We start from the raw sequence: 15,196 nt of genomic DNA, 5'->3' as shown, positions 1-15,196 counted from the left end.
CGAAAACCAGGCCGAAAGTACGCAGGGCTGGTTTGCCAGATGAGCGGAAAAGGGCCGTTGGGCGGCGAAAATACGCCGGCTGCTGGGGAAGCTAACGGGCTATGGCCAACATTTCGGTTATTTGACAGCACCAAGCAGCTAAGAATCCAGCCATGAATATTCTCTACGGCGTGCCCGGCGAAGGCCTCGGCCACGCTACCCGCAGCAAAGTTGTTATCGGGCATCTGCTCAGTCAGGGGCATAATGTGTGCGTGGTGAGCAGCGCCCGGGCCTACCAGATGCTGGCCGTCAACTTCCCCGGCCGCGTCCACGAAATCCGCGGCTTTCACCTGGCCTACCGCAACCTGACGGTGTCGAAGTCGCGCACGGCGGCCCTCACCCTGCGCACAGCTCCGGACAATCTGCGGGTCAACTTCGCCAAATACCGCGAGCTGCTCTGCGACTTCGAGCCCGAGCTGGTTATTTCCGACTTCGAGTCGTTTAGCTACTTCTTTGCCAAGTGGCGCCGCCTGCCCCTTATCAGCATCGACAACATGCAGATCATCAGCCGGGCCCAGCTGGATGTGCCGGTGCCGCCGGCCGAGCGGGCCAACCTGAACCTGGCGCGACAAATTGTGCGCGTGAAGCTGCCGCGTAGCCGCCATTACCTCATTACTACGTTTTTCCCGCTGCCCGTTATCCGGGAAAATACCACGCTGGTGCCGCCCATCATCCGGCCCGAAATTCTGGCCGCCAAGCCTACCCGCGGCGACTATGTACTCGTGTACCAGTCGGCTACCAACCAGAAGGACCTGGTACCCATGCTGCAGCAGCTGCCCGGCCAGCAGTTTCGGGTTTATGGCTTCAATAAGGAAGAAAGCCACGGCAACGTGCAGCTGAGGAGCTTTAGTGAGCAGGGTTTTATCGACGATTTGGCCGGGGCCCGGGCCGTTATTACCAACGGCGGCTTTTCGCTCATTAGTGAGGCCGTGTACCTGCGCAAGCCCATCTGTGCCATCCCGATTCCGGCCCAGTTCGAGCAGTTTCTCAACGCGGCCGAAGTGGAGAAGCTGGGTTACGGCCGCCATTTCAGCGCCCTGACGGCCGACAGTGTGAAGGCCTTTCTCTACGACCTGACCGGCTACGAGCAGGCCCTGGCCGGCTACCACCAAACCGGCAACGAAGAGCTGTTCCGGCAGCTGGCGGGCGTGCTGAAGGAAGTGGAAAGCGAAGTAGCCGCCCGGTAGAATACTTAGTCGCCCGCCGAGCTACCGTGCACGATAGTTCGGGCGTGGGCGTAGCAGCGCCGCGGATTTTGGCTATTTTGGGGCAACCATGAACCACCTCTCCTTTTGCCGGCTGGCCGCGGCCACTACCGCGCTGGGCTCCTTGAGCCTGGGCCTGCCTGCCTGTACCATCTCGCCCCGCACGGCCGCCACCGCCACGGCTCCCAACAAATTCGCGGATGCAACCCTGCGGCAGATTGCCACCGCCCAGGATGAGCGCCAGACGGCCGCTCTGCTGCCTTTCCTCGACCGGCCCGACGCCCTCTACCGCCGCGAAGCCGCATTGGCTCTGGCCTCGGTGCAGGACAAAGCCAGCGTAGCCGCCCTGTCGGCCCGCCTGGGCGATGCGGATGCCGGGGTGCGGGTGGCGGCGGCCTATGCCCTAGGCCAAACGGCCGACAGCACGGCCGAAATGGCGTTGCGGGAGCGGATATTCCAGGAAAAAGACGCGCTGGCTCGCCAGTATGCGCTGGAGTCTCTGGGCCGCTGCGTGTCGCGGGCGGGACTTGGCAATCTCGTGCGGCTGCCCCCGGCGCTAGGCGCCGATACCGCCGCTTTGTCGGGGCAGGCCTGGGGCTTGTACCGGGCCGGGCTGCGCGGTGTTACATCGGAAGGAGCCGTAGGGCGGCTTGTGCAGCTGCTCAACTCGGCCAATCCGTACCGGGCCCGGCTGGCGGCGGCCAGTGCTCTGGCCCGCACCCGGGGCCTGAACCTGAATTCCTACGCGGCGGCTATTGGCAGCGTAGCCCAAAACGACCCAGCCTACGCCGTGCGTAGCGCTGCCGCTGCTGCTTTGAGCAAAGCCAGCCAGGCCCCTACCGTGCCCGGCGTGTTGGCAAATCTGGCCCGCCGCGACCCGGATTATCGAGTCCGGATTAGCGCGCTACGGGCCATGACGGCCGCGCAGTATGCCCCCGTAAAAGAGGCCGCCTGGGCCGCCCTGACTGATGCGCACGAGCACGTAGCCCTTACGGCGGCCGAGTTTTTCCTGAACAATGCCACCGGGGAGCCGGGCGTAATGTTTCTGGAAAAAGCCAATAAGCTAACTGCCTGGCGGCCCCGGGCCACCTTGCTGGCCGCTGCCCTGAGGTTGGGTGGAGCCGAGCAGAATGCCATTCGGGCCGCTGTGCAGGAACGTTACGCCACCGCTACCGATGTGTACGAGAAAGGCTACCTGCTCAAGGCACTGGGTGAAGATGCCGGGGCGTATGAGTTCGTAACCAAAGTTACGTTTGCTCCGGCCCGGCCCGTGGTCATCGGTACTTATGGCATCGAGGCATTGGTGGCTATGCGGCGACTAGCTGGATTTGCGGTGGAGCAGCAGCCGGCCTTTGCCCTCACCATGCAGCGGGCTATAGCCAGCGGCGACGTGGCCCTGATGGGTACGGCTGCCGAGGCCATCCGGGACCCAAAGCTGGATATGCGCCGCCTGTTTGCCAACGCGGATTTTCTCAAGCAGGCCCGCGAAAAGCTGGTACTACCCCGCGACCTGGAAGCTTGGCAGTCGTTGCAGCAAACTATTGATTACCTGGAGAAAAAGGAAACCGCGCCTTTCCCGGTGGCCAAAGCCGCTACCCATCCCATCAACTGGAGCGCGGTGCAGGCTATTCCAGCAGGCCAGCGGGCGGTTATTACCACCAGTAAGGGCCTAGTGGTTTTTCGGCTGCTCGTAAATGAGGCACCCGGCTCGGTGGCCAGCTTCGTGGATTTGGTGAATAAGGGCTTTTACAACGGTAAAAACTTTCACCGCGTGGTGCCCAACTTCGTGGCCCAGGGCGGCTGCCCGCGCGGTGACGGCTGGGGCAGCTCCGACTACAACCTGCGCTCCGAGTTTGCCGACCTGCGCTATGGGGAAGGTGCTGTAGGGTTGGCCTCGGCCGGCAAAGACACCGAGAGCTGCCAATGGTTCATCACCCACGCTCCCACGCCCCACCTCGACGGCCGATACACCATCTTCGCCCAGGTTATAAGTGGCATGGACGTCGTAAGCCGCCTCGAAATCGGGGACCGTATCCAGAAGATTGAGCTGATGCGCTGAGCGGCAATAATCCAACAGGATTCCATAAAAAGAGGCCACCGGAACTCCGGTAGCCTCTTTTTATGGAATCCTAAGCAGGGCCTACTGTTTCACCAAGCGCAGGGCACGGCCGGAAACGCCCGGACCCGTTACCCGCACCAAGTAAGTACCAACTGGCAGGGTCGCGGGCAACGTCAGCTGCTGGCGGGCCGGGTCGCGCACTTCGGTACGCAACACCGACCGGCCCGCCAGATCAGTAATGGCAACCTGAAGCGGCCCGGTTACGGGTGCCGAAAGCCGCAGCGTGGTATAGCTGGTAGCGGGGTTGGGAACCAGGGCAAACGTGACTGCCTGCGCCGATTCGGTGCCGCGAGCTACGGAGGCAACCGGCGAGTAAGACACCTGCCCATCGGTATCGACCTGGCGCAAGCGGTAGTAGAGTAGGGGAGCAGCCACGTCATCCAGCTGGTCGCGGTAGGTGTAGCTGCTGGTTTTCGTCACAGTCCCCTGGCCTTCCACAAAAGCCAACTGCTGCCACTTCGTGGCATCGATGCTGCGCTCAACGGCAAAACCCTTGTTGTTTTTCTCAGCAGCCGTGCGCCAATCCAGCGTTACTACGCCCGGCTGCCGTTCGATGGCCGTGAAGGCAACCAACTCCACTGGCAGCGGATTGACGTTGGGCGACAACGAGCCGAAAGTAAACGGTCCGAAGCTGGCCACCGGTCCGGCCGAGGCTACCGAGCCGGCCGGCAACGTGCCGCCCAGTCCGCCGTTACCTTCCGTTACCCAGGTGCTGCCATCAAAACGGGCCACCTGCAAATCGTTCGAAAACTCGTTGATACCGCTGCGGCCGCTATTTTCCCAGTAGAGCCGCACGCCGACGGGGCTGGTCGAGCCAGTGCGGTCCAGGTTCCAGTATTCTACGTAGCTGGGCTCACTCAGGGGCGGGGCCGCCGTGAGCGTAGCGTAGCGGGTGGCAAAATATTCGCCGGTGAAAGCCGAGGCTGCATCAGCAGGGGCCGAAATAGCAAGTCGGGCCCACACGCCGCCTTTACCGATGGGAAATACAAAAGCCGTGTTGCCAAGCTTGCGTAGCGGCCCATTCACGTAGGAAGCTGCGTTGCCTTCCGTGGCCGTAGCTCCGGCCGTGAGAGTTAGCAGGCCCGCCGAGGTGTTAAGCAAGCCGCTGGTCAGCGTAAGGTTACCCGACAAGCTGAAGGGCGCGGCCAGGCTGGCCGTTTTGGCCGGCGCGTTCAGCAGTAGGTTTTGCAGTGTCGTAGCGCCGTCGTTGGTCAGGGTTACGGTTTTGGTAACGGTGGCCGTGCCATCGTAGGTAGTTGCTACCAGCTCTAAGGTACCCGCTTCCTCCACATTCGTTAGGCCTTCCTGTAAGCGGCTGTCGGCGCCCATGTTAGGTCCGAACCCGTCGACGTGCAGGTAGCTGAAGTTGCCCTGAAAGCCAGCCGTGGCCGCCATATCGGTGCTGGTATGCAGGAAAGGCGTGTAGTCGAGCCGGCCCGTAGCCCCCAGCGACGATACCTGCGCGAAGCTCGTGGCCGGTCCACCCAGGGTTATTACCAAGCCGTTCTGGCCGCTGGCACCGCGCACAGTAGTAGCTGTGCTGCTGCCCAGCCAGTTCAGGGAGGCATTTACCAGGGAAGTCAGGTTTACGGCCCGAATGGCAGTAGTGCAGCTGTCGAGGCGGTTGCGCTGAATACTGTCGCCCACGGAGCTGAGCGAGGCGTTGCGGTCAATGTCGAAAAAGGCTGTGGAGCCAGTGCTGTTGGCGGGGCGGTCCTGCACCTGAATGCCGCGCTGGCACTGAGCCACCACGTTGCCAAAAACCTTGTTATTGGGTCCTTCCAGCACCATGCCAAACCCATTGATACCGATAAACGTGCGGAGAGCATCGGCCAGGTAGCCGCGCACGATGTTATTCTGAATATAGGCGCCGCCCGTGGTCAGGTCGCCGGTTACGCCACCCCCGGTAATAATAACGTTCCGGTCCCGGTCAACGAAGGCCAGGCCAGCATTGTCCTCCGCCAAGTTGGTGGGGGCTCCAATGGTGCGTACTACGTAGTTGTTACGCACCACGAAGCTGCCCGGGCCGCTACTGCGGCCCGTACCCGTGCACGACTTGAGTTCTAGGCCATTAGAGGCGTTGTTGCGGATAAAGTTGTTCTCAATCAGGGCCGCCGGCGTCAGAAAATTGCCGCCACCGTCGCGCAAGCCGGCCGCGCCCAGCACCGCAATACCCGGCCCGAGGTTGAAGCCGAGCCGGTTGTTGCGGATAATAAGGCCACTAACGCTGCCGTCGTTGATGTCGATGCCAGCCCGGCGATTCTGCTCAAATACGCCGTCCTCAATCGTGATGTTGATTTTGTTGCCATTCACCAGAAATAGGCCACGGCCTGCGCCATTATTGCGCGTATTGGGCTCCAACGCCGTTTTGGTGGCGCGCACCCGGCGAAAAGTGATATTCTCGGTGAACGTGAGCTGCCCGTTCCAGTAAATGCCAAACTGCCGGTTCTGGGTCACGGCCACGTCTTCAATGAGGAAGTTGACGTGGTTTACCTGGTTGTCGTTCTGAATACCGTAGTCGTAGGCCCGCACTTTCAGGTCAGCAATGGTAACTGGGTTGCCGGGCGTGCCACCCACGGCCGTAATGAAAATGCCCGTTTCCTGAGTTTGGATGTCACTTGGGGCTAAGCCGCCGTCAAACACTGTACGGGCCGTATCCACGCCCTGCAGGCTGATGTTCTTGTTGAGTACTACCCGCTCCGGGTAGGTGCCAGCGTCGATGAAAATCGTTGTTGTCGTGGCATCGGCGTTAGCCAAGGCCTGGGCCACAGTGGCGTAGGGTGCGCTGCTGCTCCCATTACCGGTGGCATCATTGCCAGTTGCCGTCGTGAAGGCGTCCCCGATTTGGGCTGCATCATTCACATACAGTGCGGCTGCCGCCGGCCGGCTGGGCTGGGCCTGCGCGGCCGGCAGAAACTCACCCGCCAGGAACTGGAGTAAAAAGAAAGGGAGAAGTCGTACAGAGTGTTTCATAGCCAAAGTGAGAAAGTGCGGTGGCCCCTGAACGGGATTTAGCCGCGTTAGGTTAGGAATAATTCTGTTTTAGGGCGTGAAATTCTGATTTTTGTCAGATCATGCCTTCTACTGCCCCTAATGTGCTAAATTCAGGGTGGTTTGGAAGTAAGTTATAAGATAAGTAATTGTTTTATAGATGTATATAAATAATTTTATAGCTGCTGCTCTATTTGCCGCCAGCTGCTCATCAGAATGGCCAAACGATAAAAATATTAGTTGGTTTCGCAGTCTGCTGAAGTTAGTATGTATCAGATAAATGCAAACGACTGCCATAAAAAACGCCGGTCCTTTATAAGGACCGGCGCTTCTCATAATGAGAATTGTAGGGAAGTCTAGGCCTCTTCGCGGCCATGTACCTGGGCTGGGGGTGTGGTAGCCTCCACAGCCGTAAAGGCTTCGAGTACCTTGTAGCTGTGCGACGAGCCTTTGGGCACTACCCAGGAGTTGCCGGGCTCAAGCACCACTGTCTGCCCTTCGATCTGCAACTCGGCCCGGCCGCTGATAACGTAGCCCACCGTTTCGTAGGGGCGCGTCACGGCTTCTTTGGCCTCGCCGGGTTGCTCATTTTCCCACAGCCGCATAGATACGTGCACGCCGGAGGCTAGGTATTTCTCGCCGTCGTGGCCTTTGGGTGAATACTTAGAGTCGATTTTGGTGATGGTGGTATCAGCCATAATGAAGTAGGAGTGAGGTGAGGGGTTGAGTACAACGTATGTTGGGTAGACTAACGCAGCCCGGCCGCCGGCGGTTGTGTGACAAACCTTCCGCCTGGCTGCCGGTTGCAGCATACGTTGCGCCCATTATCTTGCGCCGCAAGTCAGCCGCCTTTTTCGGGCGGCCCCAGTTTTCGCCCCGCCTCATGCACGCTGCTTTTATTCAGTCGCTGGCTGCTGCCCACCGGCAGGCCGCCGCGCCGCTACCTGGTCCAGCCTTTTGTCTGCTCGCCGATCAGCTGCTGCAGGTTCTGTTTCCCGAGCGGATTGCGCGCCCCCTCGGCAGCACCGATGCCATCGAAGCCGTGCTCTATCATTGGCAAACGGAGCTGGCAGAGCTGCTGCGCTCGGTGCTCGACGCCAAAGCCGCCGACCAAATTGCGGCTACCTGCATTGAGGGGCTGCCGCCGCTGCGGGAACTGCTCCTGCGCGACGCCGCTGCCATTGTGGCCGCCGATCCGGCCGCTCAGGGCAGCGCGGAGGTTATCAGCACCTATCCGGGTTTTTACGCCATTGCCCTGCACCGTTTCGCCCACGCGCTGTATCAGCTGCAGGTGCCGCGGGTGCCGCGCTTGCTCAGCGAGTACGCCCACACCAGCACCGGCATCGACATTCACCCGGGGGCCCGCATTGGTCCCTCGTTCTGCATCGACCACGGTACGGGCATCGTTATTGGCGAAACAGCAGTAATTGGGGCCCACGTCAAGATTTTTCAGGGCGTCACGCTCGGTGCGCTGAGCGTGGCCAAGCACCTAGCCAACATCAAGCGCCACCCTACCATCGAAGATTACGCCGTAATCTATGCTGGGGCTACCATCCTAGGGGGGAGCACCGTAGTGGGCAGCCACAGTATCATCGGTGGCAACGTGTGGCTCACGGAGAGTGTGCCGTCCCATTCGCGGGTTTACCATCGGGCCCAGATTCACGTCACCCGCTCGGAAGACCCCACCGCCGACATTACGTTTTCCATCTGATTGCCCGAAGGCCGGCGCACCTACCGCCCGTGGTATTCAACCAACTCTTACACGTTCACCTTTTTATCTTTTCTTTCTCATGAAAGCTAATTCCATTCTTGATACCATTGGCAACACGCCCCTATTGCGTCTGAATCGTCTGTTTGCCCAGCGCCCCGATGTGGAAGTGTGGGTGAAGCTGGAGCGGGCCAACCCCGGGGGCAGCATTAAAGACCGGATTGCGCTGTCGATGATTGAGCAGGCTGAGCAGGATGGCCTGCTGACTCCCGACAGCCTGATTGTAGAGCCTACTTCCGGCAACACCGGCGTAGGCCTGGCCATGGTGGCCGCCGTGAAAGGCTACAAGATTACGCTGGTAATGCCCGAGTCGATGTCGATTGAGCGCCGCCGCCTGATGGCCGCCTACGGGGCCAATCTGGAGCTGACGCCCCGGGAGAAGGGGATGAAAGGGGCCATCGAAAAAGCCCACGAACTGGTGCGCGATACGCCCGGCGCTTGGATGCCGATGCAGTTCGAGAATCCCGCCAACATCAAGGTGCACGCCGAAACCACGGCCCAGGAAATTCTGCGCGACGCGCCCGAAGGCTTCGACTACCACATTACCGGCGTGGGCACCGGCGGCCATATCACAGCCGTCACGGAAGTGCTCAAGCCCAAGTTTCCAAACATGCTGACCTTTGCCGTGGAGCCCGAGTTGTCGCCCGTCATCAGTGGCGGCGCGCCCGGTCCGCACCCGATTCAGGGTATCGGCGCAGGCTTCATTCCGGCCAACCTCCACACCGCTATTCTAGACGGCACCATCCAGATCAGCCAGCAGGAAGCCTTCGACATGGCCCGGCGCGCGGCGCGCGAAGAAGGCATGTTCGTGGGCGTTTCTTCCGGTGCTTCGCTGGCTGCTATTGCCCGCAAGCTCCCCGAAATGCCCCAGGGCAGCCGCGTCCTGACCTTCTGCTACGATACTGGTGAGCGGTACTTGTCGGTAGATGGGCTCTTCGTATAAGCAGCCGGAAGTCCGCATAAAAAAAGCCCCGTTGAAGCGGGGCTTTTTTTATGTCAGCCAATCATTGCGTAGCTGCCGGAATAAAAACAAAAAAGCCCAACCGATTAAGGTTGGGCTTTTGGTGGAGAATATCGGAGTCGAACCGATGACCTCTTGCATGCCATGCAAGCGCTCTAGCCAGCTGAGCTAATCCCCCGTTTGTAGTATTAAGCAGTCGTGTACTGCGTAATTGTGATGCAAAGGTAAGGCTGGTTTTAGAATGTGCAAGCCCGGGGAAATAAAAAAAACGGTAAAAAACGCATCGTACTGATAATTAGGAACAAAAAAAAGCGGGTGGAACAACGTTCCACCCGCTTTCGAGACCAATCTGGGAAAGGATTAGTTGAAGATGTAGCGCAAACCCAACTGCATGTAGTAGGTCGACGAAGGCGACAACGTCCGGCGGAAGGTTTCCTGCACCAGGTTGCCACGGTCGAGCTGCAGACGGAACGTTGGCTTCACCGTGCCACCGGGAACCAGGGCAGCCTGGTTGGCCGGGATCAGCACGGAGCTGGCGTTGATCGTCTGAGTAGTGCCCCAGTCGCTGTTGAGCAGGTTACCTACGTTGAATACGTCCAGGGTCAGCTGCAGTGTGTTGCGCTTGTCGCCCAGGTTCACGAACAGATCCTGGAGCAGTTTCACGTCAATCTGGTTGCGCCATGGCAGCAAGGCACCGTTACGCTCAGCATATTCGCCTTTGTGCTTGCTCAGGTACTTGTCCTGCTCGATATACTTAAAGAACAGGTCGCTCTGCGTCTGAGCATCGACTACCACGTTGTTCACCGTCTGCGAAGCGAAGGTGATTTCCGATGGATCCTTCGGGATATAGATCAGGTCAGCGTTGGCGCCGTCACGGTTGAAGTCAGCCGAATACACGTACGAGAAGCGGCCGCCTTGGCTGCCTTCGTAGAACAGCGAGAAAGTAGTGCCCAGGTGCTCGAGGTATTCCTTACGGTACGAGAGCGAAGCAATTACACGGTCTGGAACCACGTAGCTAGCATAGCTGAGCTCGGGGAAGTTCGACCCATTGATCGAGGGGTTCTGCTGCCAAGACGACAAAGGCTGGTCGCCACCACCGTCAAACAGATTGCGGGCATCGCTGCGTACGTAAGCCACCGAAGCGAACAGGCCGCTGTCGAATTGCTTTTCCAGTTTACCCGTTACCGACCAGTAGTAACCTTTCGTAGCGTTGTCGAGAACAATCGTGTTGAAGGCCTGACCACCGGCGGTGCCATTTGGTACAGCTTTACCAGCCGTGTTGATCGGGTTGATAAACTTGTCCTGGTTAGCGTTAGGGTAGATGAGACGGTTGTCAACATAACCACCTACGTTGAGGTGCTTCGGCTCAACCATGTTGGGGTTACGGAAGATTGCCGTGTTCAGGTCTTTGTTGTAAATGCCTTCCAGCGAGCCAACAATGCCCAGGGGCAGCTTCACGTCAGCAGCCAGGCTGCTTTTCCAGGTCTAGGGGAATTTGAAGTCGGTTGAAACAGCCGAAATTGGGTTCGGAATAACCGTACCAGCAGCTGGAACGGTTTCCGGACGGTAGAAGGCAGGGTCAGGGCTGAAGCCACGGTAGCCACCTGGTAGGCCGTTGATACCGGCCGTACCGGAGTACGTGCGTGTTACCTGCAGCATGCCGGCGTCGCCGGCCTGGCTCACGATCCATACGTAAGGCACTTTGCCGGTGAAGATACCCGAGCCGCCACGCAGCTGGATGGTGCTGTTGCCTTCCACATCCCAGTTGAAGCCAATACGGGGCGACCACATCACCTTGCCTTCGGGCAGGTTAGCCGTGTTGATTTTCTCGCCATTGGCGAAGGTCAGGGCCGAAACCAGCGGGTGCTCTTTCAGCGGATCCGGGAAGGTGATGTAATCAGCCCGCAGACCGCCGCTTAAACGAATACGGCTCGTGAGAGCAAATTCATCCTGGGCGTAGAACGAGTACTGGCCAAACTTAAACGAGGGGAAAGCCTGAGCAAAGCCGGGCTCCAGCGAATAGGTGATGGCAAAGTCGGTTGGCAGCACAGCAGCGCGCTGTGCTGGAGTACGGCTCGGGTCGCTGGCTGCTACGAAATCTTCGAAGGAGTTGAAGCGGTAGTAACTGGCGGCAAAGCGCTGGAAGCCGTTTTTGGTAACGCTCTGGTCTACCTGGGCACCCAGAGTTACGTTGTGCTTACCCAGCGTCCAGGAGAAGTCGTCGCGGAACGAGTAGATTTCTACATCGCGCAGGTTGCCCAGCGTGAAGGGCTCATAACCAAACGAGGTGAAGGGCGTGCCGTCTTTCAGGATATCCACGAAGGGGAAAATTCTGCTGTCGGAGCTGCGCGGGTCGTTCTGCTTGGTATAGGTAGCGCGCAAGGTGTTAGCCATCGTGCTGCCGAAGGTCGAGTTCAATTCAGCGGCCAGCGAGTAGAAGTTGGCTTCCTGATAGTAGCCAGCATTCTTGTAGGGCAGGGCGTTAATGTCGGTCCGGCCGGTGCCGAAGGGGAAGTTCGTGAGCGGGCTCGACGAGGTGCTGGGGAAGTTAGGCGTTTTGCCTTCCGTCTGGCTGTAGCGCACGTTGAAGCGGTGACGCTGGCTGATGTTCCAGTCGATACGGCCCGTGATTTTGGTCCGGTCGCTAACGAAATCATAGCCCTGGTAAGGACCCGTAGCGTAATCCAGGCTGTTGCTCAGGTAGTTGCTGATGTTGTCCAGCTCAGTCGTCGTAGGACGAGCAATGTTCGTGGCCGAGCCATACTTGTTGGCATCCGTAGCGGCTACGCGCGTCTGGCCAGGTACGGTGTTCTTTTCAATTTCAGCGTTGATGAAGAAGAACACCTTGTCTTTGATGATCGGGCCACCCAGACGGAAGCCGTACTGGTTGAACTGCGAGTTCTGCAGGTCGAATTTCTCGTTGCCTACTTTGTTACCGATAAAGCTCTGGTCACGGAAGTAGGTGTAGAGCGAGCCGCTGAAGTTGTTGGTACCGGAACGCGTTACGGCGTTGATGGCACCACCTACGAAGCCCGACTGACGAACGTCGTAAGGCGTTACGCTCACTGTCAACTGGTCGATGGCGTCCAGGGAGATGGGCGAGCCGTTGGCGGGCAGGTTGCCGCCGATACCGAAGTTGTTGTTGAAGTCGGAACCGTCGACGGTGAAGTTGTTCTGACGGTTGTTGCCACCACCTACGTTGGCACCGTTGGCCTGGGGCGTCAAACGCGTAAAGTCGTTTAGGCTCCGGCTGATAGTGGGCAAACGCTCGATCTGCTCGCGCTGTACCGATGTTACCGAACCCGTCCGGTCGGAGTTGATGATGTTGTCACGCTGACCACGAACCACGATGTTCGCCAGTTCAGTGGTTGCCTCACTCAGGTTAATGTCCAGGCGCAGGTTCTGACCCAGGGTCAGGAAGATGCCATCACGTGCTGTCTCTTTGTAGCCGATGAAGGTTACGCGGACCGAGTACGGACCACCTACGCGCATGCCGCTGATGTTGAAGCGTCCTTCCGAGTTGGTAGGCGACACATATTGGGTATTCGTCGGCGTGTGAACGGCAATTACCGTTGCGCCAGGCAAACCGGCTCCAGACTTGTCGGTGATAACACCGTTCATAGCCGAAGTAGTTACCTGACTCCACGCCTCTGGGGCTGACAACAGCGTCAACACCAGCAAGAGTAAGAGGCGTAAACGTGAGTGTTTCATAAATGGGTAAGTAGGTGAAAAAAGAGGAGGCTTAAGTTGAAAAGGAATGCAAAAGTACGGACGAATTTCACCGGGTTCATTACCAAATCATTGTCTTTGGTTCCGGTCCACAGCTCAGCAACTACAACACCACAAAGGTAAGAGGGAAATTCACAATCTTGGTCTGACAGCCTTGATAAAGCGACTGAGGTAATAGTCACTCTCCAGGCTGTTCTCCACAACACCTAAAGAGCTGGAGGAGTGGATGAACTGTACGCTCTCGGGGCTGGCTTCCGTAACCAAACCGACGTGCGTAATAGTACCGCTGCCAGGTGAAGCTCCAAAAATACCAAATCACCGGCCTGTAGCTCCTGCGGTTTAATAGGCTCTCCCCACACGGCTTGCTCATTGGAAGAACGCGGAATCTGCACGTCGATGGCGGCAAAAGCGGCGCAGAGCAGCCCCGAACAGTCCATGCCCAGCCGGGTAGTGCCACCGTATTTGTAAGGGGTGCCCTCGTAGGAGCGAGCGGCTTCAATAACCGTGGCCAGGCTCCTGGAAACGGTGGCCGGGCTGCTGGCCCGCTTTACCACCACCTTCGATTTGCCGACCGGCGTAGAAGTCTTAGATTTGGCTTTGGCCACCGGCCGGGCTCCCCGGCGCCGCCGTTCCTCGGCCTTCATCCGGGCCATTTCGCGCGCCGAATAGTAGCGGCCATTGCGTTGGTTGAGCTTTCGGGAGCCGCCGCAACTTGCCAAAAATACCAGTATACCAAGCAGTACAACTGACCACCAACGACTGCGTTGATGTGAATAATGTACCTTCGTAAGGTGTTCCCGCATCGGGACAAAGATACGCGAATCGCTCATTCTGTCGTCTATATATGAATTTCCAACCGCTGACTCCTGAACTTGTGGCCGCTTTCGAGCAAATCGTAGGGGAAGCGTATGTGCTTACTGCCCAGCGCGTAGAAGCCGACGCGTACGCCGACTATGGCCGCGACCATACCGAAGATTTGCACTTTGCGCCGGATGTTGTACTCCGGCCTGGCAACGCCGAAGAGATTAGCAAAATTGTTCGGCTCTGCCACGAGCATCATGTGCCCGTCACGGCCCGTGGGGCCGGCACCGGGCTGAGCGGCGGGGCCCTGCCGGTGCACCACGGCGTAGTACTGAGCACCGACCGGTTGAACCGGATTGTGGAAATAGACGAGCGCAACCTGCAGGCTACCGTGGAGCCGGGCGTGGTAAACGAGACATTTCAGAATGCGGTGAAGGAAGTGGGCCTGTTTTATCCGCCCGATCCGGCCAGCAAGGGCAGCTGCTTTCTGGGCGGCAATTTGGCCCATAGCAGCGGAGGGCCCAAAGCCGTGAAATACGGCACCACCCGCGACTATGTGCTGAATCTGCAAGTGGTGCTGCCCACCGGCGAAATTATCTGGACGGCGGCCAACACGCTGAAAAACTCCACCGGCTACAACCTGACCCAACTCATGGTGGGCTCAGAAGGCACGTTGGGCATTATCACCAAAGTAGTGTTCCGCCTGCTGCCTTTTCCGCAGCACAACATTCTGATGCTAGTACCCTTCCGCCGCGAAGAGCAGGCCGCGGAGGCCGTATCGGCTGTATTTCGGGCCGGGGTTATTCCATCAGGTATGGAGTTTATGGAGCGCGAAGCCATTGCCTGGTCCTCCGACTACCTAAAGATTCCGCTGAGTCTGCCCGAAGACATCCGCGCCCACCTGCTTATCGAACTCGATGGGCAGGATATGGACCAGCTCTACAAGGAAGCCGAGCAGGTGTATGGGGTGCTGGAAAACTACGATGTCGACGAGATTCTGCTGGCCGACAATGCCACCCAGAAGGAAGAGCTCTGGAAAATCCGGCGCAACATCGGCAATTCGGTGCGCTACAACTCCGTGTACAAGGAAGAGGACACCGTGGTGCCCCGCGCCGAGCTGCCTACGCTGCTGAAGGGCGTGAAGGAAATCGGGCAGCGCTACGGCTTCAAGAGCGTGTGCTACGGCCACGCCGGCGACGGCAACCTGCACGTCAACATCATCCGGGGCGACTTCGACGATGAAATGTGGAACGAAGGCCTGCGCCAGCCCATTACCGAGATATTCGAGCTGTGCGTGAAGCTGGGCGGCACCATCAGTGGGGAGCACGGCATCGGACTGGTGCAGAAAGGTTACATCGGCATTGCCCTGCCCGACATCAACCTGAACCTGATGCGCGGCATCAAAAAGGTGTTCGACCCGCACGGCATCATGAATCCCGGCAAGATTTTTTAGGCACTAATCACGGATTCCGGCGGATTTTTTCGGACTGGTCGGATTTCGTGGACGACTCCTGGCAAGCAAAAAGGCCACCCGCAGGGATGGCCTTTTTGCTTGCTTACACGATTTGGATCAGCCAAATGGC

The 15,196-nt window shown here is 58.7% G+C and carries 11 protein-coding genes and 1 tRNA gene; 6 read left to right on the top strand and 6 right to left on the bottom strand.

Translation table 11 applies throughout. From position 1 onward, the window contains the following. The first annotated feature begins 152 nt into the window (after positions 1–152). Together LGH74_RS11130 and LGH74_RS11125 are read left to right on the top strand one after the other, a co-directional pair. On the top strand, positions 153–1,226 hold the full coding sequence (locus LGH74_RS11130; protein WP_226175652.1) for an MJ1255/VC2487 family glycosyltransferase: 1,074 nt from the start codon (positions 153–155) through the stop codon (positions 1,224–1,226). 88 nt (positions 1,227–1,314) lie between these two features. Beyond that, on the top strand, positions 1,315–3,303 hold the full coding sequence (locus LGH74_RS11125; protein ID WP_226175650.1) for a peptidylprolyl isomerase: 1,989 nt from the start codon (positions 1,315–1,317) through the stop codon (positions 3,301–3,303). An 81-nt stretch (positions 3,304–3,384) separates the two neighbouring features. Here the strand turns inward: LGH74_RS11125 and LGH74_RS11120 are convergent, their stop codons facing one another. Together LGH74_RS11120 and LGH74_RS11115 are read right to left on the bottom strand one after the other, a co-directional pair. Further along, the gene (locus tag LGH74_RS11120; RefSeq protein WP_226175648.1) at positions 3,385–6,336 is read right to left on the bottom strand and encodes a right-handed parallel beta-helix repeat-containing protein; all 2,952 of its coding nucleotides are present in this window, start codon (positions 6,334–6,336) and stop codon (positions 3,385–3,387) included. Between the two features lie 374 nt (positions 6,337–6,710). Then, a complete protein-coding gene (locus LGH74_RS11115) occupies positions 6,711–7,052 on the bottom strand; it encodes a cupin domain-containing protein (RefSeq protein ID WP_226175647.1) in 342 nt (113 codons plus the stop codon). 185 nt (positions 7,053–7,237) lie between these two features. Here LGH74_RS11115 and LGH74_RS11110 point away from each other — a divergent pair, with 185 nt between their 5' ends. Continuing rightward, complete coding sequence (locus LGH74_RS11110; protein WP_226175646.1) at positions 7,238–8,065, top strand: serine O-acetyltransferase; 828 nt, start codon at positions 7,238–7,240, stop codon at positions 8,063–8,065. Positions 8,066–8,144: 79 nt separating this feature from the next. Continuing rightward, a complete protein-coding gene (cysK, locus tag LGH74_RS11105; protein WP_226175645.1) occupies positions 8,145–9,065 on the top strand; it encodes a cysteine synthase A in 921 nt (306 codons plus the stop codon). Positions 9,066–9,184: 119 nt separating this feature from the next. Here the strand turns inward: cysK and LGH74_RS11100 are convergent. From LGH74_RS11100 to LGH74_RS25205, 4 genes are all read right to left on the bottom strand, one after another. Continuing rightward, a tRNA-Ala gene (locus LGH74_RS11100) sits at positions 9,185–9,261 on the bottom strand. Positions 9,262–9,443: 182 nt separating this feature from the next. Then, positions 9,444–10,541 (bottom strand): hypothetical protein, encoded by a 1,098-nt coding sequence (locus LGH74_RS11095; RefSeq protein WP_226175644.1) that lies wholly within the window; start codon positions 10,539–10,541, stop codon positions 9,444–9,446. Between the two features lie 27 nt (positions 10,542–10,568). After that, on the bottom strand, positions 10,569–12,794 hold the full coding sequence (locus tag LGH74_RS11090) for a TonB-dependent receptor (protein ID WP_226175643.1): 2,226 nt from the start codon (positions 12,792–12,794) through the stop codon (positions 10,569–10,571). 224 nt (positions 12,795–13,018) lie between these two features. Next, positions 13,019–13,249, bottom strand: coding sequence for a C40 family peptidase (locus tag LGH74_RS25205; RefSeq protein ID WP_431357447.1), 231 nt, complete (start codon positions 13,247–13,249; stop codon positions 13,019–13,021). A 67-nt stretch (positions 13,250–13,316) separates the two neighbouring features. Between LGH74_RS25205 and LGH74_RS11080 the strand changes: the two genes are divergently transcribed. Next, positions 13,317–13,481: a hypothetical protein gene (locus LGH74_RS11080; protein ID WP_226175822.1), complete on the top strand. Its 165-nt coding sequence runs from the start codon at positions 13,317–13,319 to the stop codon at positions 13,479–13,481. 175 nt (positions 13,482–13,656) lie between these two features. Further along, positions 13,657–15,066: an FAD-binding oxidoreductase gene (locus LGH74_RS11075; RefSeq protein ID WP_226175640.1), complete on the top strand. Its 1,410-nt coding sequence runs from the start codon at positions 13,657–13,659 to the stop codon at positions 15,064–15,066. The last annotated feature ends 130 nt before the right edge of the window (positions 15,067–15,196 follow it).

Source organism: Hymenobacter lucidus (assembly GCF_020447265.1).
GTDB classification, from domain to species: Bacteria; Bacteroidota; Bacteroidia; order Cytophagales; family Hymenobacteraceae; genus Hymenobacter; species Hymenobacter lucidus.
Note: the sequence above shows the minus strand (reverse complement) of the source record. Positions and strands in the feature narration are given on the sequence as shown.